This is a genomic window from Chryseobacterium sp. S90, assembly GCF_047444895.1.
In the GTDB taxonomy this organism is placed as follows: Bacteria; Bacteroidota; Bacteroidia; order Flavobacteriales; family Weeksellaceae; genus Chryseobacterium.
Window position 1 is genome coordinate 336,933 of record NZ_JBLGCX010000003.1, and the last position, 23,642, is coordinate 360,574.

Here is a 23,642-nt window from a genome sequence, read left to right on the forward strand (position 1 = left end):
TTTGAAAAAGATATGACTTATTCCTTTAAATTTGTACAGAGTAATGAGTGGAGGGGAAATCTCTTCAAAAATTTCCAATATAGATGGGTTTAAAGAAAGAAACTTTAACTCATAATAGTAAAAAGAAAAAATAAATCTAATATTAAAAATCTGACATCTAATGTCTAATAACAAAAGAATTTTCGTAGAAAAAAGAGGAATTTTCGATGTTGAAAGTCCAAAAATTTTTGATGAAGTAAAAGCGGTTGTTCCGGCAGTTCAAAGTGTGAAAGTATACAATGTATATGATATTTTCAACTTGAATGACGGAGAATTTGAAAAAGTGGTGAATAACACTTTCGTAGACCCTGTTACTGATATTTTACATACAGAAAACCCTGCAAAAGCTATTCATTTCGGAATGGAATTTTTGCCTGGTCAGTATGATCAGAGAGCAGATTCTGCGCAGCAGTGTATCGCGTTGCTTACAGAAAATGAAAAATCAAAAGTAAGAAGTGGAAAGTTGATCGAATTTGAAGGAGTTTCTGAAGCAGATTTAGTTAAAATCAAAGACCTTCTGATCAACAAAGTGGAATCTCAGGAAAAAGACTTGTCAATTCTTGATATTCCTGCAGATGAGACACCATCAAAAGTAATTATCCACGAAAACTTCATCAATTTCAATGATGGAGAGCTTGAAAACTTCTACAACAATCATGGTTTTGCTTTAGGATTGGATGACTTGAAATTTATTCAGGAATATTTCAAAACTGAAGAAAGAAATCCTACGGAAACAGAATTAAAAGTATTAGACACATATTGGAGCGACCACTGTCGTCACACGACTTTTGAAACACAGTTGTCAGACATTCAGTTTGAAGGCCAGTTCAAACACACATTGGAAACCATTTTCAATGATTATATCGAAAAAAGAAAATTCTTAGGCCGCGAATTGAAGCCAATTTCCCTAATGGATCTTGCAACAGTATGTGGTAAATATTTCCATAAAACAGGAAACCTGGATAATCTTGTTATTTCAGACGAGATCAATGCGTGTACGATCCAGATCGAAGCAGAATACGACGGTAAAAAAGAACCTTGGTATTTATTATTCAAAAACGAAACACACAATCACCCTACGGAAATTGAACCGTTTGGTGGGGCTTCAACTTGTTTAGGAGGTGCGATCAGAGACCCGTTATCCGGAAGATCTTTCGTTTTCCAGGCAATGAGATTAACAGGTGCTGCAGACGTTTTGGAACCAGTTGATAAAACATTACCAGGAAAATTACCTCAGAAAACCATTACAAAACAGGCTGCCAACGGATATTCATCTTACGGTAACCAGATTGGTCTTGCTACAACAATGGTTTCTGAAATCTATGACGAAGGTTATAAAGCCAAGAGAATGGAAGTAGGTTTCGTTACCGGAGCTGTTCCTGTAGACTGGGTAAGACGTGAGAAACCTGAAAACGGGGATTCAATCATTATCTTAGGAGGAGCAACAGGTCGAGACGGAGTAGGAGGAGCAAGCGGAAGTTCAAAAGAACAGGACGAGACTTCTATCCACACCATGAGTTCAGAAGTTCAGAAAGGAAATGCTGTAGAAGAACGTAAAATTCAGAGATTATTCAGAAATCCTGAAGTAACGAAGCTGATTAAAAAATCAAATGACTTCGGAGCAGGAGGTGTTTCTGTGGCAATTGGTGAGATTGCAGACTCTTTAGAAGTAAACCTGGATGTATTACCATTAAAATATGAAGGATTAAACGGAACCGAACTGGCTATTTCTGAATCTCAGGAAAGAATGGCGGTAGTTGTAGATCCTCAGGATAAAGAAAAATTCATCAAATTCTGTGAAGCTGAAAACATTGTTGCGGTAGAAGTAGCAAAAGTGACAGATTCCGGAAGAATGCAGATGTTCTGGAAAGGAGATAAAATTGTAGACCTTTCAAGAGCTTTCTTAGATACCAACGGATGTTCAAAATCTCAGGAAGTGAAAATCACTCACCTTGAAGAAGTAAAAGAAGAAACCAAAGCTTTCACAGCAGAAAACTTCCTGAATATCTTAAAAGACAAAAACGTAGCTTCACAAAAAGGATTGCTTGAAATGTTCGACTCTTCAATTGGAGCCACAACAGTAGCAATGCCTTTAGGTGGAAAATATCAGCAGACTCTGATGGAAGGAAGTGTGCAGGCACTCCCTATTTTAGGAGCAAAAGATATTAAAACAGTTTCTTTGGCAAGCTGGGGATTTGATGCTGAAATATCAAAACAAAACTCATTGCTAGGATCATCTTATGCTGTAGTAGAGAGTGTGGCGAAGATTGCAGCAATGGGAGGCGATTATAAAAACATCAGACTAAGCTTCCAGGAATACTTCGAAAAACTAGGACAAAATCCGGAAAAATGGGGTAAACCTTTAGCTTCACTTTTAGGAGCTTATGATGCTCAGATCAATTTAGGTCTTGCAGCTATCGGAGGTAAAGATTCCATGAGTGGAACGTATCAGGATCTGAATGTTCCACCGACCTTGATTTCTTTTGCATGTGCCAACGGAGATAAAGAAAATATCATCTCTCCTGAGCTGAAAAATGCAGGAAACAAACTGTATTTCTTCAATCATATTGCTCAGGAAAGCGGACTTCCAAACTATGATGCTTTAAAAGAAGTTTTTGAATTCATTTTCGAAAATATTAAAGCAGGAAAAATTGTTTCTGTGAAAACAGTAAAAGAAGGAGGTCTTGCAGTAGCTTTAGCGAAAATGAGCTTCGGAAACAGATTGGGCGCTGAAGTTAATGCTGATGAAAATGTTTTATTGGCTAAAAATATCGGTAGCTTAATCATTGAAGCGAAAGAAGAATTAAGCTCGTCTGTTCTTCACCTTATCGGAGAAGTAAAAGATTCAGGTATTGTAAAAATTAACGGACTTGAATCCAATATCGTGGACCTTGTATCTGCTAACACAAATACATTCGAAAACCTTTTCCCAACAGTAGAAAAAGAAAAGATCACGATTGAAATTGATGAAAAATCAAACTCAATCCACCCAAGAAATATCATTATTAAAAAACACGGAATTGCTCAGCCAAAAGTATTCGCTCCGGTATTCCCGGGAACCAACTGTGAGTATGACACGCTGAATGCATTCCAGAAAGAAGGTGCTGTAGTGAGCAGCCTGCCTTTGATCAATATCAACCACCAATTATTGGAGGAAAGCATTGATGCGTGGGTAGAAGAAATCAGAACATCTCAGATTCTTGCATTCTCCGGAGGATTCTCCGCAGGTGACGAGCCGGATGGTTCTGCAAAATTCATTGTAAACGTTCTGAAAAACGAGAAAATGAAAAATGCAGTTCATGAATTATTAGATAGAGATGGTATGATTATCGGTATCTGTAACGGATTCCAGGCGCTTGTAAAGTCAGGATTATTACCTTACGGAAGAATCAAAGATCTGGATGAAAACTCTCCTACGTTAGCTCACAATGCGATCAGAAGACACATCTCTCAGATGGTGACGGTAAAAGTGGTGAATGATGAAAGCCCATGGTTAAAAGGAATGAAAGATCAGACTTTCACTATTCCGATTTCCCACGGAGAAGGACGTTTCATGGCTTCAGAAGAAGAAATCAAAAAGCTGTATGAAAACGGACAAATCGCTACTCAATACATAGACTTTGATGGAAATATCGCTCACGGGATGCCGTTCAACCCGAATAACTCATTATTCGGAATCGAAGGAGTTACCAGCCCATGCGGAAAGATCTACGGAAGAATGGGACACCCGGAACGATTTGCTGAAGGTCTCATGAAAAATATACCAACCGCGAATTATCACAACATATTCAAAAACGGTGTTGAATACTTCAAATAACAATACAAGAAAAATGATCGTCATCCATGGCGGTCATTTTTCGTCTTTAGCAGGCTTTTACGAAGAAGTTTCAAGTGTTCTGATGAAAGATGCAGATTGGAAAGTCGGAACGCTTGATGGCTTTGATGATATTCTCTACGGAGGCTTCGGAGTAATAGAAGGCAAAGAAGAAATTGAAATGATCTGGAAAGAATCAGAGAAATCAAAACAAGACCTTGGTTTTGATGCCACTCGTGAATTCTACAACAATAAAATCAGACAGGGAAAACCATTCAACATAGAATTGATTCAGCAGAAATTAGATGATTTGATCGAAGGAAAAGGGCAGACTCTTTTTGAAATTCTGGTGGAAATTATACAGTCACATAGCAATATTGCATTGAAGCTGGAATGATAAGTAATGAGCAATGAGTAATTAGAATCTTAAACCATTATGAATAATAAAGATTTTAAGGAAATTTAAGATTCATTAACGATGAATAAAGCAGTCTGCTTAATAATAGCTTCAACTATTACATTCATAATTCTTCACCTCTTCACAAATCAGAATGGTTCAAATCACTTCGTGCAACAAGGGTAAAAATACGTCTATTGCTGAGTGAAACGCCTTTGCGAACGAAAACATAAGAATTAAATATAAATACTTAGCGCCTTTTGCGTTAAAAACTACGCAAGTTGAAAGATATTAATAATTTTTCTCACTATTTTTACTTTAACAAAAAGGAAACAATAAGAATTGAATGAAGAAAATTATTTATGGGCTGTTCTTCGGTGACAGCATTACTTATGGAGAATATGATGGCATTTTTGGAGGCTGGGTAGATATTTTGAAAAGATATGCCTTGCAGCAATTTCACGAAGGAAATGGAGATGAACTGATCTTATTCAATTTGGGAATCGGAGGAGAGACTACAGAAGGATTACTGAAAAGAATTCCCCACGAACTCAGTGCCAGAAATTCTACTGATGGAAACATCGTTTTTTTAAGCTATGGAGCCAATGATCTTGCCATAAAAGAAGGAGTACAGATCGTAGATCCTGAAAAATTTAAAAACAACATGACTACTGCCATCGCGCATGCCAAAGAATTTTCCAACGAAATTTATCTTGTGAGCATTCTCCCTTTTTCTCAAAAAATAGATGGAGTAGTGGTAAGCTCAGGCAAATTAAGAACAAATGGGGAAGTTGTTATCTATAACCAGATCCTTAAAGATCTTGCCTCAGAACATTCACTGGGGTATATTGATTTTTATTCTGCTTTCCTTGAAGATAAAGAGATTCTATTATCTGCAGACGGAGTGCACCCCAACGAAAAAGGCTATGGAATGATGGCTGAGGTAGCTATACCAATTATCGAAAAATATTTATAATGCCAAATCTATTTTCTTACGGAACCCTACAGAAAGAGCAGGTTCAAATGGAAACCTTTGGAAGACTTTTACAAGGTGAAAAAGATATCTTATCAGAATACAAATTAAGAATGCTTGAAATTACAGATCCTGAAGTACTGCGAAAAAGTGGTCAGAAATACCATCCCGTACTTGAATTTTCTGGGAATGATGATGATCAGATAGAAGGAGTGCTTTTTGAAGTAACAGAAGCAGAAATCCTTCAGGCTGACGAATATGAAGTAGATGACTATAAAAGAATTGAAACCGTTTTTAAATCCGGGAAGAAAGGATTTATTTACGTCGGAAAATAGTCATTGCGAGCAAAGCGAAGCAATCTCACTATCTCAGATAAAATTCCAACGAAACCTTTGTCATTCCAAGCAAGACAAGGAATTTATACAATAATTGATTTATAAAATATATTGAGACTCCTACGGAGAGACAAAATTGGAATAGGCTATGCCAAAAGAAAATAGCTGCAGAAATTCAATTCAATTCAATAGGAACGGGCTTTAGCCCGTTTATGTAAAAATCTTAACCTTCAAAATGGCTTTAGCCAAAACTTAAAAACAATATCCTATTCAATCAATTTAAAAAACTCCTGACAGCCCCTTGTCACAACCTTCTCTTACCTTTGCTCTATCATAAAGAATTAATAATGAATAACGTAAAAATAAAACCTTTTAAGGTAATCGGAATCTCAGTAAGAACAACCAATGAAAATGGGCAGGCAGCAAAAGATATTCCTATGTTATGGGAGAAAATGATAAACGAAGATATTGTCAATTCAATACCAAATAGAAAAGATAATACCCTTTATTCTATTTATACGGATTACGAAAAAGACCATACAAAGCCCTATACAACAGTTCTTGGGTGTAAAGTGGAAAACCTTGACAATATTCCTGAAGGAATGACAGGTTATTCTTTTGAAGGTGGAGATTATGTGAAATTTACCACAAAAGGAGACCTTTCAAAAGGCCTGGTGATCAATGAATGGTTGAAAATCTGGGAAATGGATCTCGGAAGAATATTTACTGCCGATTTTGAAATCTATGGAGAAAAAGCTCAGGATCCTTCAGATGCCGAAGTGGATATTTTAATTGCTGTTAAATAAGAGAAAAAAGTAAAAAGCTTTTTGCCTTCACAACTTTTGAAATGGAGACGTGAAATTCCCCTCATTTGGAGGGGTGGCAAAAATTCAAAGAATTTTTGACGGGGTGGTTAAGCATGTAACTTAAATATTTGTCAGCAATATTTCAGATTTCTTTACCTGAAAATATATTTTCCATACACCAAAACCCCAACAATCACCGATGCAATGGATGTCAAAACAACAGCACCAGCCGCAATATCTTTAATAAAGCCAATTCTTTTGTCGAAATCAGGTTGGATGATATCACAGATCTTTTCAATAGCTGTATTGAAAATTTCGGCACTTAAAACAGCAAACGAAGCGATGAAAACCAACGCTGCATCTGTATTGCTCAGTCTGAAATAAAAAATAAGAAAGAGATTTACGAAGAATGCCAGAAGCTCAATCTGGAAATTCCTTTCCGTCTTTATTATCATGAAAACACCCCGGAAAGCATTGAGAAAACTTTTATGAATGGGTGGTTTTTGCATAATTCTGAACTTTTCACACAAAGATAGGCTTTGTATTTTGATTGGTATGGATTATCTTTTATATTCGAAATGGGGTTTTATGCAAGAAAATGAGCAATATTTATCCTTTTTTACTTCCAATACTCATGTTTTAATGCGCTTTGAAGAAAAAAAGTACAAATAGAAATCCGATTAAAGTGAATATTTTGAAGAAAATTATAAGATCAAAAGAAATTTAAGCATAATATCAAGGCTCAAAACAGATTAAGGATATTTGTGAAAAACTCCTCCATATTATTCTTTTCTTTATTGTATCTATTTATTATATTTGTAGAAACTTATTTTATAAATCTATGAAATTTATTATTTCAAGTGGTGAACTGCAGAAGGCGTTGCAAACTGTAAGTGGCGTAATATCAAGCTCTCAATCGAGACCGATTTTAGAAAACTATCTTTTTGAATTAGACGGAAATAATGTTACCATTACAGCATCTGACGGCGAGACAACTCTTGTTACTTCTCTGGAAGTAAAGTCTGATGATACAGGTAAATTTGCTGTTCCTGCTAAAATTTTTCAGGATTTTATCAAGACCTATGGTGAACAGCCTCTGACATTTGTTGTAAAAGACAATGCCGAAGGTACAGGAAGCCAGCTTGAGATTTTAGATGAAAAAGATAATTTCGCAGTAGCATTAGACAATGCTGATGACTATCCTGAATTACCGGAATTTGACGCTTCACAAAGTGTTACAATGCCGGCTGGAGTTTTGTCTGAAGCTTTGACAAACACCCTATTCGCTACAAGTAATGATTCTCTTCGTCCGGTAATGACAGGAGTGCTTTTCCAGTTTGGAGAAAACGAAACCAATTTCGTATCTACAGACTCCCACAGATTGGTGGTATACAAAAGATCAGACCTTATGAATGCTGAGCCGATGGAGTTTATCATGCCTAAAAAACCTCTGAACATTTTCAAAAATATTCTGGCAAGTTCCAATGAAGACGTTACGATCGACTTCAATGAGAATATGGCCAAGTTTACTTTTGGTAAGCATATCTGGATCTGTAGACTTATTGATGGTAAATATCCAAATTATACAGCGGTAATTCCAAAAGAAAATCCAAATGTATTGACAATCAACAGAAATCTCTTGTTGGGAGCTATAAAAAGAGCATCTATCATGTCTAACAAATCTACCAACCAGGTAAGATTCAAGCTTTCCGGAAATATTCTTCACCTTCATGCAGAAGATACTGAATATGCCAACAAAGCAGACATGCAGATTCCTTGCGACTATAACGGAGAAGACATCAATATCGGATTCAGTTCTAAATTTTTAACTGAAATGCTGACTATTTTAGGATCTGACGATATCACGATGAAAATGTCTCAACCTAACAGACCAGGAATCATTGAACCTCTTGATGGTCTTGAAGAAAACGAAAATATCTTAATGTTATCAATGCCGGTAATCGGATTGTAACATTAACCATATAAAGAAAAGAAAGCTGGAATTTTTCCGGCTTTTTTTGTAATCCTGCATTCCGGTTTATAGTTGTAATGATGTGGAATCGACTTAGGAATTAGTAGAATCATCCATGCGAGTTTAGAGGTGCATTCAAATTTTTAGCGGATAATTCCAGTCTTGAACTTTTGCATACTTTTGTTTGACTACGTCGAAACTTCGATTTAAGGCAAAATTATAGGAAGAAAAAAAATAATAAACATGAAAAAAATAACAATTCTCGGATCACTTATCTGCTCTCTATGGGCTTTCTCTCAGAAGAGTGCAAAAATGTATTATGAACATACGAAAGATATTATCACTTACTATGCTGATAATATTGAAATCTATCCCATTTCAATAACATTCTCCGAACAGCCGGAAACAGAAAACCTTAAGAGTCCCGAAGCATTTAAAATGATCAGAGTGCTGCCTCCTAAATCAATAAAAAACAAAATTGCTTATTTTGTTGTCAACGATAGTAGAAAAGGTTGGAAAATCAAGAAAATGCCGGCTTACTATACATTGGCTGGAGATGCAACGATAAAGACCTATGATGCTGACTATACATATGATCTTCCTTTTCAAAAAGGGAAATCCTTTAATGTTTATCAGGGTTACAATGGAATATTTTCTCACCAGAATGAAAACTCTTTAGATTTCGTAATGCCTGAAGGAACCGAAATTACAGCGGCAAGAGAAGGTAAAGTGATTGATGCAGTTCAGAATAATAATACAGGATGTCCTACATCAAGTTGTGCTAATCAGGCTAATTATATTTCAATTTTACATTCGGATGGAACCATTGCACAGTATTTTCACCTGAAACAAAATGGGGTTAAGGTTAAAATAGGAGATGAGGTTAAAAAAGGGGATTTAATAGGATTGAGCGGCAATACAGGCTGGACAAATGGTCCGCATTTACATTTTCAATGTTTTCTTCCCGATCCTTCAAAGCCTAAACAAAAGAATACACTCAAAACCCTTTTCAGAACCGGTAATGGAACTAAAACCGAGTATTTGACAGAAAAGAAAACCTATTCAAAAGAATATTAAACAGTGTCAAGTCGTGTCATTTGTGAATCATTAGAGTTATTAGTGTTTAAAAGATACTAATCATGAAAATAAAAATACAGTCTTATCACACCTCAGATTTTCCATCAGAATTTACCACTGAAAATTACAGTGTGGTTCTATGGAAGGGGTCCGGTGTTTTTTCAGTAGATGACATAAACTATTTTTATAACGGATATAATATTCTGTTTCTTTCCCCTTTTCAAAAACTGAAACTGGCTTCGGAATCGGAGGAAAACATCCATGTGCTTTTCTTCCATGGTGACTATTACTGTATAGAATATCACAAAGAAGAAGTGGCCTGCAACGGACTTCTTTTTAATAATATTTATCTGAATCCTGGTGTTGAGTTGTCAGAAGAAAACTATAACTATATTCTCGAACTTTTCAGTCACATTAAAAAAGAAGAATCCGAAAAGCATCAGTTTTCAGAATCTATTATCAAAACTTATATACAGCTTATCCTTGCCATTGGCAGTAAACAGAAAAGCAGTATTGAGAATAGTATATTTTCTCATGATAAACTACCCAATAAGTATGCTGCAGAATTTCAGAAACTGTTGGAGACTCATTTTAAAAGTGAAAAGGAGCTGTCATTTTACAGTGACAAACTGAGTATAACCAATAATACATTAAGCAAGGCTGTAAAGAAAGAATTTGCGAAAACACCCACTCAGCTTATCAATGAGAGAATCATTCTGGAATCCAAAAAATTACTGCATTTAACCTATAGATCCGTAAAGGAAATTGCTTCAGAACTGGGATTTGCCGATGAATTTTACTTCAGCAGGTATTTCAAAAAATCGGTAGGATGTTCCCCGAAAAAATATAGAGAACAGGTAGGAATCTCTGTGGTGGCGAAAATGTCCATGTAATGTCCTCAAATATCTATGTCGGCGACATAGGCATGTGAATACCTTTGTTAAAAAAAATCACATGCAAGACAACAGACTTTACCACCGTTTATTACAATTGGATACCTGGTTTTTCAATTTTCTCAGAATTTCAATTTTTATCGTTATGGCCTGGATTGGAGGCTTGAAGGCGTTTCATTACGAAGCTGAAGGAATTGTACCCTTTGTCGCCAATAGCCCCTTCATGAGTTTCTTCTACCAAAATGCGGGGAATAAAGTTTTTAATGAGGACAAAAAGCCTGTTGCAGAATATACCCTATATAAAAATCAGGAAGGAAAGGTTATCCAGAAAAATATTGATTGGCATAAAGAAAACGGAACATACACATTTTCTTATGGTTTGGGGACAATGATCATAATAATCGGCGTTTTGGTATTGTTGGGGATCTGGTTTCCTAAAATCGGAGCAATAGGAGGGGCTTTAACGTTTTTAATGTCATTGGTTACCCTTTCATTTTTAGGAACTACTCCCGAAGTATACGTGCCGAATCTGGGTGGAGATTATCCTACTCCACAGTTTGGATTTCCCTATCTGTCCGGAGCAGGGCGTTTGGTCCTGAAAGATATTATCATGACGGCCGGAGGATTGGTATTATTTTCTGATAGCCTGAAGAAAGTAGTGAGACCATCTGGCCAACAGATTCCTTAATAAGAGGCAGAACTATTAATGAAAATTAATTATCTTAAAATCGCTTCTAAATTTCTCTATTTCTCAAAAAAACACGACATTTGTAGCTCGAAAAATCACACTTGAATAAGGCGTGGAATTTCAAATAAAAATTTCAAAATAGTGCAGATGAAACTGAAAGGCTCATTTGACGAATTAAATAAGTAGATAGATTAACAAATGAAAATATCAAACAACTGGCTGAAGGACTTTGTAAAAACGGAATCAAAAACTGAAAGAATCGGTGAATTCCTTACAGATATAGGTCTTGAGGTTGAAGGGATAGATAAATTTGAAAGCGTAAGAGGCAGCCTGGAAGGAATTGTTGTAGGTAAAGTATTAACCTGCGAAAAGCATCCGAATGCTGACAAACTGAAGAAGACAACAGTAGACGTAGGAAACGGAAAAATATTGAATATTGTTTGCGGAGCTCCTAACGTAGAAGCAGGACAGACTGTTCCTGTAGCCGTTGTCGGAACAAAAATCTATGACAAAACAGGAAACTTTTTTGAAATTAAAGAAGCAAAAATCAGAGGTGAGGTTTCTCAGGGAATGATCTGCGCAGAAGATGAATTAGGTCTTAGCGAAGATCACGGAGGAATCATGGTGCTGGATGAAACCAAATATGAAGTTGGGAAAAACTTTGCAGACTATTTTGAACTGACTAATGATGAGGTGTTTGAAATCGGATTAACACCGAACAGAACAGATGCAATGTCTCATTATGGGGTTGCAAGAGATTTACATGCCTATCTTTCTACAAATCAGCTTAAATCTCAATTTAATAAAGTAGCTTCCGAAGCTTTGAATAATGAGGGAACTCATGATTTCACTCTGGAAATCGAAGATGCAGAATTGTGTCCAAGATATATCGGAGCCGTTATTGAAGACGTAAAAGTTGCAGAATCTCCATCCTGGTTAAAAGACAGACTAAAAGCAATCGGACTAAGTCCGATTAACAACGTTGTAGATATTACCAACTATATTCTTCACGGATACGGACAGCCGCTTCACGCATTTGATGCAGATAAAATTGCAGATAAGAAAGTAAAAGTAGGAGTTGTAAAACCGGGAACAAAATTTACCACATTAGACGGAGTTGAAAGAACATTGAATGGTTCTGAAATCATCATCAAAGACGGTAAAGATAATCCAATGTGTATTGCCGGAGTATTCGGTGGTGCGAATTCCGGAGTATCAGAAACTACAAAAACGATATTCCTTGAAAGTGCTTATTTCAATCCCATTGCGGTAAGAAAAGGAGCAAAAGCTCACAGCCTGAATACGGATGCTTCTTTCAGATTTGAAAGAGGAGTAGACCCGAATCTGACAAGAACGGCAATCACTCACGCTATTAAAATGATTCAGGAAATTGCTGAAGGAAAATTAGTAGGAGATCTATTGGAAGAATATCCTAAGAAAATTGAAGACAGCTATGTGATTCTGAGATTCTCTAAAATTGAGCAGATTTTAGGAACAAAAATCCACAGAGAAAAAGTAAAGGAAATCTTAAAAGCATTGGAAATTCAGGTTTTAAATGAAATTCCAAATGGTTTTGAAATCTCTGTTCCTGCTTACAGAGCAGATGTAACAAGAGAAATTGATGTAATTGAAGAGATCTTAAGAATCTACGGATATAATAAAATTGATGCTCCACAGAAAATTTCGTTTACCCCTGTTAAGCTTAGTGCTAACGATCAGGATGAATTGGAAAACAGCTGGGCAAGGGCTTTACAGAGCATTGGCTTCAACGAAGTAATGAATAACTCATTGACTTCGGTAAAAGACGAAACTGATGCCGTAAAACTGTTAAATCCTTTAAGCGGAGATTTAGCATTCATGAGAAAATCTTTATTGGAAGGACTTCTTCAGAATGCCGTATATAACATTAACAGAAAGAATCAGGATATTAAATTCTTCGAATTAGGAAAAATTTACCACAAAAAAGAAAAATACGAAGAAAGAAAACAATTGGCTTTGTTGGTTTCCGGAAGAGATGTTGCGGAAAACTGGCTTCAGCCTAAGTCTGCTGTAAGTTTCTATAATCTTAAAGCTTATGTAAAAGTTTTATTGGAAAGACTTGCTGTTGATTATAAAGAAGCAGCTCTGTCCGATGAAAGATTCTCCGATGCATTGGTATATGAAGTTGACGGTAAAGCGTTGGTAAGAATCGGAAAAGTAGCTCCTGCTTTATTAAAAGATTTCGATATTGATCAGGATTGTTTCTATGCAGAAATTGAACTGGAATATGCTCAGGAACTACGTTCTAAAAATGAATTGAAATTTAAAGACATTCCGAAATTCAACAAAATCAGAAGAGACTTAGCTTTATTGATTGATAAAAATGTAAATTATCAGGATTTATATCAGACTGCTAAAAAGAATAAATCTCCATTCATTAAGAGTGTTAACCTATTCGACGTGTATGAAGGTAAAAATCTTCCTGAAGGTAAGAAGTCTTATGCAATGAGCTTCGAGCTGTTAAACGAAGAAAAAACATTGGAAGAAAAAGAGATTACAGAAGTAATGGATTCTCTGATCAAAGCTTTCCAGAAAGAATTCAACGCTGAGTTGAGATCTTAATACTTGAAAATATATATTTCAATATAACAGAAACGGACTTTTAAAGTCCGTTTTTTTTGTTTCTTATCTTTAAAAATGTATTCATATTAATAGGTTTTGGCGAAAGCCATTTGAATATTGATTTTTAAGTAAACTGACTTCCTTCGTCCCCGCTCAGGATTACAGCCCGTTCCTATTGAATGGTACTTTATTGTATATTTTCTTATGATTTGGTAGTTGGTCTATCCACAATCTTTGTCACTCCGTAGGAGTCTCAGAACTCTTTATAAGCTAATTCTAATAGAGATTCCTTCAGAATGAGAAAGACAGAAGTATCAATTTTATCGTAGATAAAATCTTTGCGCCCTAAAAACTGTGCCTTGTAAAGCATTTGCGTCTTTGCGATTTCCAACTCTTCATCATTAAAAATAAGCCTAAAATTATTCAAAATACAAGATGTTAAAGAATAATAAAATTCATCGCAGCCCGTTTAAATAATATAATTTCCGTAAATTTGGATTAATTCAAAAAGAAAAAAATGAAAAATCTTTTTTTAAGCATATGTACAGCTGCAGTATTGGCTTCATGTGGATCTATGACAAGCCCGTCTGCTTCTAAAGTAGGAAAAGCTCAGCCTGCTCTTGCCAACACAAAATGGACACTGGCTGAAACGGTAAAAGGAAAAGTTCCGACATTGAATATTGAGGGAGAGAAAATCACAGGAAATGCAGGATGTAATAACTATTTCGGAACGGCTACAATAGATCCGTCTACAGGAGGATTTACAGCAGGACAAATGGGATCTACAAAAATGATGTGTAACAACATCGGAGTAGAGCAGAACTTTATGGATATGATGGGAAAAGCAAATAAATATGTGATTTCCGGAACTACATTAGAATTGTATAAAGACAATCTTCTACTATTGAAATTCACTAAATCAGAATAAAAAAACAAAAGGAACTCAATTGAGTTCCTTTTTTATGTTTTAGAGTGTTATTAATCTTCCTCTTCTTCGTCGTACTTAGCCAACTCTTCGTCGCACCATTTAAACGCTGCTTCTACTACCTTAGTAGCTTCGTCTGCCATAGTTTCTTCATCATCACCTTCAAGATCATCTAACCATTCAACTTCTTCTTCCTCAACGTTTAAGATAAATCTTGGATATTCTGTATGAACTACGAATAGATCTTCTGGAAACTCCGAATTATCTGCTAATAAAAACTTTGGTAATTTCATTTTTTTAATGTTTTAACTTTCTCAAAGATAAATAAAATTATTGACTTTAAAATTACTTCAAAAACATTTTTGAAACTTTTTCAGCTTTTTTGCTTTCAGAATAATCGTAGAATCCTTCCCCTGATTTTACACCAAGTTTCCCTGCTGTTACCATATTTACAAGCAATGGGTTAGGTGCATACTTTGGATTTTTGAAACCGTCATACATTACATTCAGAATTGCAAGACATACATCAAGACCAATAAAGTCTGCCAGCTGAAGCGGGCCCATTGGATGTGCCATTCCCAATTTCATTACCGTATCAATTTCTTCTACACCAGCCACTCCATTATAAAGCGTTTCAATAGATTCATTGATCATTGGCATCAAAATTCTGTTAGCCACGAAACCTGGATAGTCATTCACCTCTACAGGAACTTTACCTAAGGTTTTGCTCATTTTATAGATTGCATCAAAAGTTTCTTTAGAAGTAGAATAGCCTTTGATGATTTCTACCAGCTTCATAATTGGAACCGGGTTCATGAAGTGCATTCCGATTACTTTATCAGCTCTTTTGGTAGCTGCAGCAATTTTTGTAATAGATATAGATGAAGTATTGGTGGCAAGGATGCAGCCTTCAGGAGCCAGTTCATCCATTTGGCCAAAGATCTTCAGTTTAAGATCCATATTTTCTGTAGCAGCCTCTACAATAAGGTCTGCAGCGCCTGCTGCATCATTCAGTGCTGTGAAGGTAGTGATATTCCCCAGTGTTTCAGCTTTTTGTTCCTCTGTAAGATTTCCTTTTGCAATGATTCTGTCAAGATTGGTAGTAATGGTTTTCAAACCTCTGTCCAGAGCTTCCTGAGATACATCTACAAGATTTACTTTAAAACCGCTTTGTGCGAAAGTATGTGCAATACCATTTCCCATGGTTCCCGCTCCGATAACGACAATGTTTTTGATCATTTTTCCTTTATTTTTTATAGATAGTTAAATTTTTTACGTCAGTAAGATCCGATTGAGAAACAACCGTTGCCGAATCAAAGAAAACGGTTCCTGTACTTTGGTTTTTCTTACTGTTGTTCTGATTGGAAACAGTAGCCGTTAATCCTCTTATAAGACGGCTTTTCTGATTTTTTGTAAGATAGTCAGTACCAACATATAATGTGAATTCACCTTCTCTGCCTCTTCCTTTTTGTTGTAGAATTTCCAGGCTTTTTACCCGGCTTTTATTCTTAAATTCCTTCAGAAAGCTAAGGACGGGTTTGTCTGAAGGCGGGCCGCAGCATACACTTCCATAGCTGATCTCTAAATAATTCTGATTCTTTTGTGAGTAAAAGAATGTGAAAGCCAGCAGAGCCGTTGTTACTATTATTTTTTTCATGTTAAAAATCGCTTAAAAATAAGCTTAAAATTTTATTTATTAAAATATTCCCAAACCTCCTTGGAAATATCAGAAATCATCCTGCAGTTTACCGCATCCGTTTCCATTGAATTACTGACAAATACAGCTAATGCATAATGTTTTCCATTGGGTAAAGTAACAATGCCGATTTCATTTTCTGCCCCTGTTAAACCTGCCTTATTTTTTCCGGAAGCTCCCGTTTTTCTGGCCACAGGAGTGTTTTTTGGAAGTTGCTCTACCATTTTGTTTAATCCTGTTGAAGTAGATAACATGACCTGCATCAGATAATCTGTTGATTTTTTGGATAATAATTTTCCGTCATAAAACTTTTTCAGGACATTAACTGCAGATTTTGTGGTGCTGTAATTTTCATACTGAACTTTCCAGTCTTTATGCATTGACTCTTCATTATATTTGATCTGAAAACCCTTCACTCCTTTGGAATCCATGAATCTTTGAACAGGCTGAGTTCCGCCCAATAGCCTGAGAAGAATATCACAGCCATTATTATCACTTTTAGCAACAGTATATTCAATAACTTCACTTAACGGAATTTCAACGTTTCCTCCCGGATATTGATCGCGTAGCGGGGACCATGTATTTTCAAGTAAATTTGATTTATTCAGTGCAATTTTCTGATCCAATGAAAGCTTTCCCTGATCTACAGCATTCAGAACTACAGCGGCAATATGGAATTTGAAGACACTTTGCATCGGTAGCTTTTTGTCTGCATTTTTATCATATTTAAAACTGTTCTCAAAGCCTGAGACAGAAACACCAACAGTTGCTTTTTTGTTTTTAAGAATTGAGTTTATTTTTTGTTCCAACAAAGAAGTCTGGGCAAAGGTAAATGCCGAAATCAGAAGAAAAAAGAATGCTGTTTTTTTCATAATACCGAAATTAAAAAGCTCTCCTTTGAACACCAAAAGAGAGCTGCAATTTAAGATAATTATTACTATTTTACTTCAAAATAATTCAGATTGACACCTTCATTTTCAAAGAATATTCTGATGCTGTTTTCTCCTTTCTGAAGACTGATATTTTTTACAGAAACCGTTTTCCAGTTTTCATTTCCTCCACTGGAAGCTAACGGTACCGTCGCCAACACTTTTCCGGAAGCCGTTTCAATCCTTATTTTTGAATCAGTGCCTGATGCATACCGGATATCAAACGCATAATTTTTGTCTCCTTTTGACTGAACAGTATACTGGAGCCATTCGCCGGATTCTGTTTTTCCCACATAATACTGATTGGTAATCTTATCATTACACTTATAAATATCTACACCATCATTTCTCATCTGCTGTCCGGAGTTCCATTCTGATCTTTTTGCAGGATCACTTACCCATAGATTGATGAAATCTTTATCCAGATAAGCAGAACCCATTCTTCCCAGATCATATTCCGAAGCAAATATCCTTCCCGGCACCTGATGATTTTTAAATGGCTTTGTTGAAGCATCCTTTGTCTGCCTGAACATCGCATCAATGACATCTTTTTTGATTTCCGTATTGCTCAGTTTATAGTTGTCAGCAATCTGCATCAAAGCTTTTTTTGCATAATCTTTTGAAGGTTTTTCACCTCCGTTTTTCCAGTAATCCAATAGCTTTTCATATTCAGGCGTGATCTTGACATTGGTGATTCCTGCAATATTATCAATCTTTTTCATCGGCCAGAATGCATACCCGATATTATGTTGATCCAAAAGCTGAATAAGCTCAGTAAACCATACATTGGAATTTTCTCCTGTCTCACCAAGCCAGATCGGCATATTATGCTTTTTTCTCAGATCCAGTGCAAACTGAAGGGTTTGGTCATCATTGTAATTCCAGTATTTATGAAAGCTGAAAGCCATATTGTTGTCCCAGATAGCCGGCAGTCCGTTATAATTATTTCCCCAGCCGTTTCCTTCAATGAAAATAATATGCTTCTTATCAACCTCTCTGATAGCAGCAGTGATATCCTTCTGAAGTTTCCAAAGCGGAGCATTAGACATTTCATCAGTACCGTTCGGGTTTTTACCTGTGAAATTGATATTAGGCTCATTGATCAGGTCGTAACCGCCAATCCATGGACTGTCTTTATATCGTTCAGCCAGTTTTTTCCAAAATGCTATAGTTTTTCTCTGATTCTCTTCATTGGCCCAAAGCGAAGGTTTTGACTTGTCATTATCAGAAATATTGACATCATTTCCCTGCCCGCCCGGTGCAGCGTGAAGGTCAAGGATGAGGTAAATTTTATTATCGGCACACCATTGAAGCAGGTCATCGGTCATTTTAAAGCCTTCTTCCAGCCATGTATCTTTTCCTTTTACAGGTTCTTTTTCAATAGGAAGTGTGTAAAGATTGTAATGCATGGGAAGCCGTATCGAGTTGAATCCTGATTTCGCAAGAAAATCTATATCCTGTTTGGTGATTCCGTTTTTAAGATAAGCCTTGTAAAACTCATTCATGCCATCTTCACCAATTAATTCAGCAATTTTCTCCTTGATTTTATACTGAGGACCGGCAAAGTCAGCTGTTTTCAGCATATATCCTTCCTGGAGCATCCAGCCACCCGGACCCAAACCTCTCAATTGGATATTTTCACCTTTATCATTAACGATTTTTTGTCCGGAAGTCTTTAATAATTGTGATGTCCCAAATTGAGACAATAAAAGTGCGGATATTACAATGGCTCTTTTCATAATGGTTTCAATGGTTTAAAATAGTAGGAAAATTAAAGATTATAATGAATGATGACAGGATAAGATGATGCTGTATTCACATCATTTATTGCGTCAGATATCCATATATGTAAAACAAAATCTTTCAATACTTTATTGAATTGTTCTCCAAATATATTGTTTTTTTGTTTTGAAAAGGATTTTTAATTGATAAATCAGTAATTTTTAACGAAAAGTTTTTATTGAATGTAAAGATCCTGATATCTGGAATAACATATTGGAAACTAAAAAATGCTACCTTATAATCATTCTTCGATTATAAGATAGCATTGTATGCATGGCTGTCATAAAAAACAGCATATTTTTATTTTTAGCTGATCAGCCTCATGATTTCCAAAGCAACTTTCAATGCTTCAGTCCCGTCTTCAAGAGAAACCTCTACATTTTTGTCACCTGTGATGGCATCAGCAAAAGAATTCAATTCATCCAAAATAGCATTGTTGGACTGAATATTCGGGTATTCAAACAGGATCTGATTCTTTTCTCCATCCGCATTTTCAATAATCATATCAAATGGAGTAGGGTTTTCAGGAGCATCTTTCATTCTGATCACTTCAGCCTTTTTCTCAAGGAAATCCACAGAAATATAAGCATCTTTTTGGAAGAATCTGCTTTTTCTCATGGCTTTCATAGAAATTCTGGAAGTGGTAAGGTTAGCTACGCATCCGTTTTCAAACTCTATTCTCGCATTGGCAATATCTGGAGTTTTGCTTACCACACAAACACCGCTTGCATGGATGTTTTTAACCTTAGATTTAGCCATACTCAACAGAATATCCAAATCATGGATCATAAGGTCCAATACTACAGAAACATCTGTCCCGCGGGGATTAAACTCTGCCAGCCTGTGGATTTCAATGAACATAGGATTACTGATATATTCCTTAGTGGCAATAAAAGCCGGATTGTATCTCTCAACGTGTCCTACCTGTGCTTTGATTCCTTTTTCCTGGCATAAACGTAAAATTTCTTCTGCCTGCTCAAGAGTCTGGGTTACCGGTTTTTCAATAAAGAAATGAAGACCTTTTTCAATGGCTTTTAAAGCATAATCGTAATGATAAACTGTAGGAGTGACAATATCAAGCATGTCAATCTGTTCAAGCAATTCATCAAAATTTTCAAAATATTTATATCCGAATTCGGCTTCTAATTTCTTTCCGTTTTCAACATCTTTATCATGGAAACCTACAAATTCATATCTATCTGATTGATTAAGAAGTTTTAAATGTATTTTTCCCAAGTGTCCGGCACCTACCAAACCTGCTTTTAACATAGCTGTATTAAATTTTTGTAAATATAGTGAATGTACATTTATAAAATACATGACTTTTCACTTGGAGATATTTAAGAATGAACGCATGCGTTCATTAAAGAAATTACAGTAAATTCACGGTCAGAAAAATAACGATGAAAAGAATAGTTTCGATATTACTCATCTTAGGATTATGTACTGCCGGATGTATAGGAGATAGTTCATATGACCCGCAGGCTAAATGTGGAACTCCGGAAAATTTGATATTTGAAAAAGGAAGTAACCAGCTTTCCTGGAATATGATTAGCCATGGCGAAGGATATTATGAAATACAGTATGGGGAGCAAGGTTTTACTTTAGGAAATGGAACAACAGTTGTAACCTATAAGAATTCCTATAGTCTTCCATTATATAAGAATAATAAATATGATCTTTACGTAAGAAAAAATTGCGGAATAGACAATGGCCGGAGCAACTGGGCGGGACCTGTTACCGTTTTGGCCAGTAATACAACAACCTGTATAAAACCGGGATATGCAACGTATTCAAAGACTACTTCTTCCGTGTATTCCTCCACTTTTGATGCTACAGTAACCTGGGAAAATGATGGCATTTCTGCATATGAAACTGTTTTGACAACCAGCTCTGCACCACCTGCGAATGGAGAATTAGTGATTTCAGGTCAAAAAGCTATTTACACAGGATTAACTAAAACAGTGAACTATAACTTTTTTGTGAGAAAAAGATGTGCTGATAATACCTTCAGCGATTTTTATGGACCTTATCCAATAAAATGGGATTGAGAAATAAGAAGAAAGCAGTCATTTTTTGATTGCTTTCTTTTTGTGGATAATTCTTTGCTCCAATTTCTGAAATCTAATTTCTAATTTCTTACTTTTGTCAAATGCAGGATTCGTTTGTACATAAAGGAAAAAGAAAGATTTTAGTAGATTACCTTCGATACAGAATTGGAATTTCGGACGAAAATGTACTTTCGGCAATGAGTGAAGTTCCAAGACACCTTTTTATCGAAAGTATTTTTGAAGATTTTGCCTATGAAGACAGGGCATTTCCCATCTTGGCGCATCAGACTATCTCCCATCCTTCAACGGTAGCAGAACAGTCTGAACTGCTGCAGGTAAAACCAGGCGAAAAAGTCCTGGAGATTGGCACCGGATGCGGATATCAGACAGCGGTCTTAATAGCAATGAAAGCTCATGTATACACGGTTGAAAGACAGAAAGACCTTTTTGATTTTTCCAAAAAAAAACTCAGAGAACTTCACCTGTTTCCAAAATTCCAGAGCTTTGGAGATGGCTTTGCCGGGCTTCCTACTTTTGCTCCTTTTGATAAAATTATAGTAACCTGTGGTGCTTCTACTTTACCAACAGAGCTTTTAAAACAATTAAACGTCGGAGGAATTATGGTGATTCCATTAGGACCTACTGATGAGCAGGTTTTATACAGGTTTACCAAAATAGGGCCTACAGAATTTGAAAAAGAGGAATTCGGGGCGTATAAATTTGTTCCTATGCTTGGCAATACCAATCAATAATTTTTATCCATCAGAAACGGAAGTGGTAGAAGAACTGGTCTCAAACACCAGTTCTGTTGAATACCAATTTGATCAATAAGTACGGATTTTAGTCCGTTTTTTTATCAACGTACATTCTATCGGCTTTAGCTAAAATTTAAAATATTTTAACTCATTTCGGAATGAAAATTGGATTCGTAAGAGAACCCAATCACTAAATCTATTATTATGGACACGAACAGATTCAAAGCGTCACATGATTTTAGTAATCTTCAGAAAAACCTGAATAATAATCCGGGATATAGCGTAGAAAGTTATTCCCAGCAGGTAAAAGATTACATTCATGACATGAAAAGCAGGAATCAGGAAGCAACCAAACAGGAATTTATGACACAAGCTCAGAAATCCGCGAAAGAAGTTTGGGCCGAGATTCAGGAAATTGCTTCTGAAGCCTGGGAGAAGAACAAAGACCATTCAGATGAAAAGAAATAATTTTTAATATTAAAGTTCAGGAACCTTACTTTTTGCGAGTGAGGTTTTTTTATTTATAATCATTAATCCATAACAATGAAAGTCTTTATCAATAAAAGAATTCCCGAAACAGGAATTAAAATGCTGGAAGAAGCAGGACTGGAAATTACAATTCCGGAAAAAGAAAACCTTTCTTATGAAGAATGGCTGAATTACTGTAAAAATACCGATACTATTTTAAGTATTGGAGCAGAATTTAAATATGACAAAAACTTCTTTGATGCCTGCCCGAACGTGAAAGCCATTGCATTATATTCTGTTGGGTTTGATCATGTGGATATCAAAGAAGCTACCCAAAGGAACATTCCGGTGGGTAATACTCCTGATGTTTTAAGCAGGGCAACTTCAGATGTTGCTTTTTTACTCATGCAGTCGGTGGCAAGAAGGGCAAGCTTCAACTTCAGGAAAGTAAAAGACGGAAGCTGGGGCGCATTTGATCCTTTGCATGCTTTAGGACAGGAACTTTATGGAAAAACCCTCGGTATTTTCGGACTCGGGCGTATCGGTTATGAAATGGCTGAAAAATCAAAGAAAGCTTTTGGAATGAATATCATTTATCACAACCGCCATCATAATGAAGAAGCTGAACAGGAATTGGGAGCAACGTATGTTTCTTTTGAAGAGTTGATCAAAAACTCAGATGTATTGAGTGTTCATGCCAATTTTACCCCTGACCAAAAAGAATTGTTCAATGAGCCCATCTTTGAACAGATGAAACCAAATGCTATTTTCATCAATACTGCCAGAGGTGGATTTCACAATCAAAAAGATTTGTATCAGGCGTTGGTTGATCAAAAAATATGGGGTGCGGGTCTTGATGTCACCAACCCGGAACCTATGTCAGCAGATGATCCTATTCTTGAACTTTCAAGTGTGTGTATCTTACCACATATTGGTTCTGCTACTATTGAAGCCAGAAACGGGATGGCAAGACTGGCAGCAGGAAATATCATCGCTTTTTCAAAAAATGAGAAAATGCCGAATTGTGCAAATCCTGACGTTTATTCTAACCATTCATCATAACTTGGAATTATTTTTGTTTTGATTATATAAACCTAAAATCTTAAATATCATGGCACCAGAGAAAAATATTAATCAACAAAACAAGAGGTTAGAACAGATGGATTATAACCCTAACGAGGATATATTTAAGAGAGAAAAACACATTTCGCTCGATGGAGACGGGAATCCTATTTTAGATGAAGATTTTGATGAGGATAAAATAGATAAAGGCTTAGATATTCCAGGAGCCGATGACGATGATGAAATGGAAGAAATAGGAGAAGAAGATGAAGAGAACAACTACTGGAGTCTCAGCGATAATGAAGATGACCATGAAGAAGAAAACGATGATGTTCTGACTTAAACTTTGACGATAATAAACATGCCTTGCTGTATTTCA

General features: G+C 36.0%; 23 protein-coding genes. 16 read left to right on the top strand and 7 right to left on the bottom strand.

Features of this window, described 5'->3' with window-relative positions; all coding sequences use genetic code 11:
- Nucleotides 1–160 precede the first annotated feature (160 nt).
- From ACLMCG_RS11385 to ACLMCG_RS11405, 5 genes are all read left to right on the top strand, one after another.
- Nucleotides 161–3,856: a phosphoribosylformylglycinamidine synthase gene (locus ACLMCG_RS11385; RefSeq protein WP_413959631.1), complete on the top strand. Its 3,696-nt coding sequence runs from the start codon at nt 161–163 to the stop codon at nt 3,854–3,856.
- A complete protein-coding gene (locus ACLMCG_RS11390) occupies nt 3,837–4,250 on the top strand; it encodes a ribonuclease inhibitor (protein ID WP_413959632.1) in 414 nt (137 codons plus the stop codon). The genes ACLMCG_RS11385 and ACLMCG_RS11390 overlap by 20 nt, the downstream gene beginning before the upstream one ends.
- A 346-nt stretch (nt 4,251–4,596) precedes the next feature.
- Nucleotides 4,597–5,226, top strand: coding sequence for an SGNH/GDSL hydrolase family protein (locus ACLMCG_RS11395; RefSeq protein ID WP_413959633.1), 630 nt, complete (start codon nt 4,597–4,599; stop codon nt 5,224–5,226).
- Nucleotides 5,226–5,558: a gamma-glutamylcyclotransferase family protein gene (locus ACLMCG_RS11400; protein ID WP_413959634.1), complete on the top strand. Its 333-nt coding sequence runs from the start codon at nt 5,226–5,228 to the stop codon at nt 5,556–5,558. Before ACLMCG_RS11395 ends, ACLMCG_RS11400 begins: the two co-directional genes overlap by 1 nt.
- Nucleotides 5,559–5,905: 347 nt before the next feature.
- Complete coding sequence (locus tag ACLMCG_RS11405) at nt 5,906–6,364, top strand: GyrI-like domain-containing protein (RefSeq protein ID WP_413959635.1); 459 nt, start codon at nt 5,906–5,908, stop codon at nt 6,362–6,364.
- A 152-nt stretch (nt 6,365–6,516) separates the two neighbouring features.
- On the opposite strand, the gene ACLMCG_RS11410 is transcribed toward ACLMCG_RS11405, so the two are convergent.
- Complete coding sequence (locus ACLMCG_RS11410; protein WP_413959636.1) at nt 6,517–6,873, bottom strand: diacylglycerol kinase family protein; 357 nt, start codon at nt 6,871–6,873, stop codon at nt 6,517–6,519.
- 332 nt (nt 6,874–7,205) lie between these two features.
- On the opposite strand from ACLMCG_RS11410, the gene dnaN reads away from it, so the two are divergent.
- The 6 genes from dnaN (at nt 7,206) to ACLMCG_RS11440 (ending at nt 14,523) form a co-directional block, all read left to right on the top strand.
- Nucleotides 7,206–8,336 carry a DNA polymerase III subunit beta gene (gene dnaN, locus ACLMCG_RS11415; RefSeq protein WP_413959637.1) on the top strand — a complete coding sequence of 377 codons (1,131 nt, stop codon included), beginning with the start codon at nt 7,206–7,208 and terminating at the stop codon, nt 8,334–8,336.
- Nucleotides 8,337–8,579: 243 nt separating this feature from the next.
- Nucleotides 8,580–9,413: a M23 family metallopeptidase gene (locus ACLMCG_RS11420; RefSeq protein ID WP_413959638.1), complete on the top strand. Its 834-nt coding sequence runs from the start codon at nt 8,580–8,582 to the stop codon at nt 9,411–9,413.
- 62 nt (nt 9,414–9,475) lie between these two features.
- Nucleotides 9,476–10,306 (top strand): helix-turn-helix domain-containing protein, encoded by an 831-nt coding sequence (locus ACLMCG_RS11425; RefSeq protein ID WP_413959639.1) that lies wholly within the window; start codon nt 9,476–9,478, stop codon nt 10,304–10,306.
- A gap of 61 nt (nt 10,307–10,367) precedes the next feature.
- Nucleotides 10,368–10,994 carry a DUF417 family protein gene (locus ACLMCG_RS11430; protein WP_413959640.1) on the top strand — a complete coding sequence of 209 codons (627 nt, stop codon included), beginning with the start codon at nt 10,368–10,370 and terminating at the stop codon, nt 10,992–10,994.
- A gap of 198 nt (nt 10,995–11,192) precedes the next feature.
- Nucleotides 11,193–13,595, top strand: a complete 2,403-nt coding sequence (pheT, locus tag ACLMCG_RS11435; protein ID WP_413959641.1) for a phenylalanine--tRNA ligase subunit beta — start codon at nt 11,193–11,195, stop codon at nt 13,593–13,595.
- 517 nt (nt 13,596–14,112) lie between these two features.
- Nucleotides 14,113–14,523, top strand: coding sequence for an META domain-containing protein (locus tag ACLMCG_RS11440; RefSeq protein WP_223601683.1), 411 nt, complete (start codon nt 14,113–14,115; stop codon nt 14,521–14,523).
- A 50-nt stretch (nt 14,524–14,573) separates the two neighbouring features.
- On the opposite strand, the gene ACLMCG_RS11445 is transcribed toward ACLMCG_RS11440, so the two are convergent.
- The 6 genes from ACLMCG_RS11445 to ACLMCG_RS11470 form a co-directional block, all read right to left on the bottom strand.
- Nucleotides 14,574–14,813 (bottom strand): hypothetical protein, encoded by a 240-nt coding sequence (locus ACLMCG_RS11445; RefSeq protein WP_002977986.1) that lies wholly within the window; start codon nt 14,811–14,813, stop codon nt 14,574–14,576.
- Between the two features lie 52 nt (nt 14,814–14,865).
- On the bottom strand, nt 14,866–15,756 hold the full coding sequence (locus ACLMCG_RS11450) for a 3-hydroxybutyryl-CoA dehydrogenase (protein ID WP_413959728.1): 891 nt from the start codon (nt 15,754–15,756) through the stop codon (nt 14,866–14,868).
- Nucleotides 15,757–15,766: 10 nt separating this feature from the next.
- A complete protein-coding gene (locus ACLMCG_RS11455) occupies nt 15,767–16,177 on the bottom strand; it encodes a hypothetical protein (RefSeq protein ID WP_223601682.1) in 411 nt (136 codons plus the stop codon).
- 32 nt (nt 16,178–16,209) lie between these two features.
- Nucleotides 16,210–17,088 carry a CGA/CIA family class A beta-lactamase gene (gene bla-A / locus ACLMCG_RS11460; protein WP_413959642.1) on the bottom strand — a complete coding sequence of 293 codons (879 nt, stop codon included), beginning with the start codon at nt 17,086–17,088 and terminating at the stop codon, nt 16,210–16,212.
- Nucleotides 17,089–17,153: 65 nt separating this feature from the next.
- On the bottom strand, nt 17,154–18,884 hold the full coding sequence (locus ACLMCG_RS11465; RefSeq protein ID WP_413959643.1) for a cellulase family glycosylhydrolase: 1,731 nt from the start codon (nt 18,882–18,884) through the stop codon (nt 17,154–17,156).
- A gap of 349 nt (nt 18,885–19,233) precedes the next feature.
- Nucleotides 19,234–20,196 (bottom strand): Gfo/Idh/MocA family protein, encoded by a 963-nt coding sequence (locus tag ACLMCG_RS11470; RefSeq protein WP_149832655.1) that lies wholly within the window; start codon nt 20,194–20,196, stop codon nt 19,234–19,236.
- Nucleotides 20,197–20,330: 134 nt separating this feature from the next.
- On the opposite strand from ACLMCG_RS11470, the gene ACLMCG_RS11475 reads away from it, so the two are divergent.
- From ACLMCG_RS11475 to ACLMCG_RS11495, 5 genes are all read left to right on the top strand, one after another.
- A complete protein-coding gene (locus tag ACLMCG_RS11475) occupies nt 20,331–20,978 on the top strand; it encodes a hypothetical protein (protein ID WP_413959644.1) in 648 nt (215 codons plus the stop codon).
- 101 nt (nt 20,979–21,079) lie between these two features.
- Complete coding sequence (locus ACLMCG_RS11480; RefSeq protein WP_047421621.1) at nt 21,080–21,730, top strand: protein-L-isoaspartate(D-aspartate) O-methyltransferase; 651 nt, start codon at nt 21,080–21,082, stop codon at nt 21,728–21,730.
- A gap of 207 nt (nt 21,731–21,937) precedes the next feature.
- Complete coding sequence (locus ACLMCG_RS11485) at nt 21,938–22,201, top strand: prevent-host-death protein (RefSeq protein ID WP_413959645.1); 264 nt, start codon at nt 21,938–21,940, stop codon at nt 22,199–22,201.
- A gap of 75 nt (nt 22,202–22,276) precedes the next feature.
- Nucleotides 22,277–23,263: a 2-hydroxyacid dehydrogenase gene (locus tag ACLMCG_RS11490; protein WP_413959646.1), complete on the top strand. Its 987-nt coding sequence runs from the start codon at nt 22,277–22,279 to the stop codon at nt 23,261–23,263.
- A gap of 49 nt (nt 23,264–23,312) precedes the next feature.
- Nucleotides 23,313–23,606, top strand: coding sequence for a hypothetical protein (locus tag ACLMCG_RS11495; RefSeq protein WP_077416437.1), 294 nt, complete (start codon nt 23,313–23,315; stop codon nt 23,604–23,606).
- Nucleotides 23,607–23,642: the final 36 nt, after the last annotated feature.

Coding starts and splice junctions, on each gene's coding strand:
- ACLMCG_RS11385 (WP_413959631.1), top strand. CDS start 161: ATGTCTAATAACAAAAGAATTTTCGTAGAAAAAAGAGGAATTTTCGAT.
- ACLMCG_RS11395 (WP_413959633.1), top strand. CDS start 4,597: ATGAAGAAAATTATTTATGGGCTGTTCTTCGGTGACAGCATTACTTAT.
- ACLMCG_RS11400 (WP_413959634.1), top strand. CDS start 5,226: ATGCCAAATCTATTTTCTTACGGAACCCTACAGAAAGAGCAGGTTCAA.
- ACLMCG_RS11405 (WP_413959635.1), top strand. CDS start 5,906: ATGAATAACGTAAAAATAAAACCTTTTAAGGTAATCGGAATCTCAGTA.
- ACLMCG_RS11410 (WP_413959636.1), bottom strand. CDS start 6,873: ATGCAAAAACCACCCATTCATAAAAGTTTTCTCAATGCTTTCCGGGGT.
- dnaN (WP_413959637.1), top strand. CDS start 7,206: ATGAAATTTATTATTTCAAGTGGTGAACTGCAGAAGGCGTTGCAAACT.
- ACLMCG_RS11420 (WP_413959638.1), top strand. CDS start 8,580: ATGAAAAAAATAACAATTCTCGGATCACTTATCTGCTCTCTATGGGCT.
- ACLMCG_RS11425 (WP_413959639.1), top strand. CDS start 9,476: ATGAAAATAAAAATACAGTCTTATCACACCTCAGATTTTCCATCAGAA.
- ACLMCG_RS11430 (WP_413959640.1), top strand. CDS start 10,368: ATGCAAGACAACAGACTTTACCACCGTTTATTACAATTGGATACCTGG.
- pheT (WP_413959641.1), top strand. CDS start 11,193: ATGAAAATATCAAACAACTGGCTGAAGGACTTTGTAAAAACGGAATCA.
- ACLMCG_RS11440 (WP_223601683.1), top strand. CDS start 14,113: ATGAAAAATCTTTTTTTAAGCATATGTACAGCTGCAGTATTGGCTTCA.
- ACLMCG_RS11445 (WP_002977986.1), bottom strand. CDS start 14,813: ATGAAATTACCAAAGTTTTTATTAGCAGATAATTCGGAGTTTCCAGAA.
- ACLMCG_RS11455 (WP_223601682.1), bottom strand. CDS start 16,177: ATGAAAAAAATAATAGTAACAACGGCTCTGCTGGCTTTCACATTCTTT.
- bla-A (WP_413959642.1), bottom strand. CDS start 17,088: ATGAAAAAAACAGCATTCTTTTTTCTTCTGATTTCGGCATTTACCTTT.
- ACLMCG_RS11465 (WP_413959643.1), bottom strand. CDS start 18,884: ATGAAAAGAGCCATTGTAATATCCGCACTTTTATTGTCTCAATTTGGG.
- ACLMCG_RS11470 (WP_149832655.1), bottom strand. CDS start 20,196: ATGTTAAAAGCAGGTTTGGTAGGTGCCGGACACTTGGGAAAAATACAT.
- ACLMCG_RS11475 (WP_413959644.1), top strand. CDS start 20,331: ATGAAAAGAATAGTTTCGATATTACTCATCTTAGGATTATGTACTGCC.
- ACLMCG_RS11480 (WP_047421621.1), top strand. CDS start 21,080: ATGCAGGATTCGTTTGTACATAAAGGAAAAAGAAAGATTTTAGTAGAT.
- ACLMCG_RS11485 (WP_413959645.1), top strand. CDS start 21,938: ATGGACACGAACAGATTCAAAGCGTCACATGATTTTAGTAATCTTCAG.
- ACLMCG_RS11490 (WP_413959646.1), top strand. CDS start 22,277: ATGAAAGTCTTTATCAATAAAAGAATTCCCGAAACAGGAATTAAAATG.
- ACLMCG_RS11495 (WP_077416437.1), top strand. CDS start 23,313: ATGGCACCAGAGAAAAATATTAATCAACAAAACAAGAGGTTAGAACAG.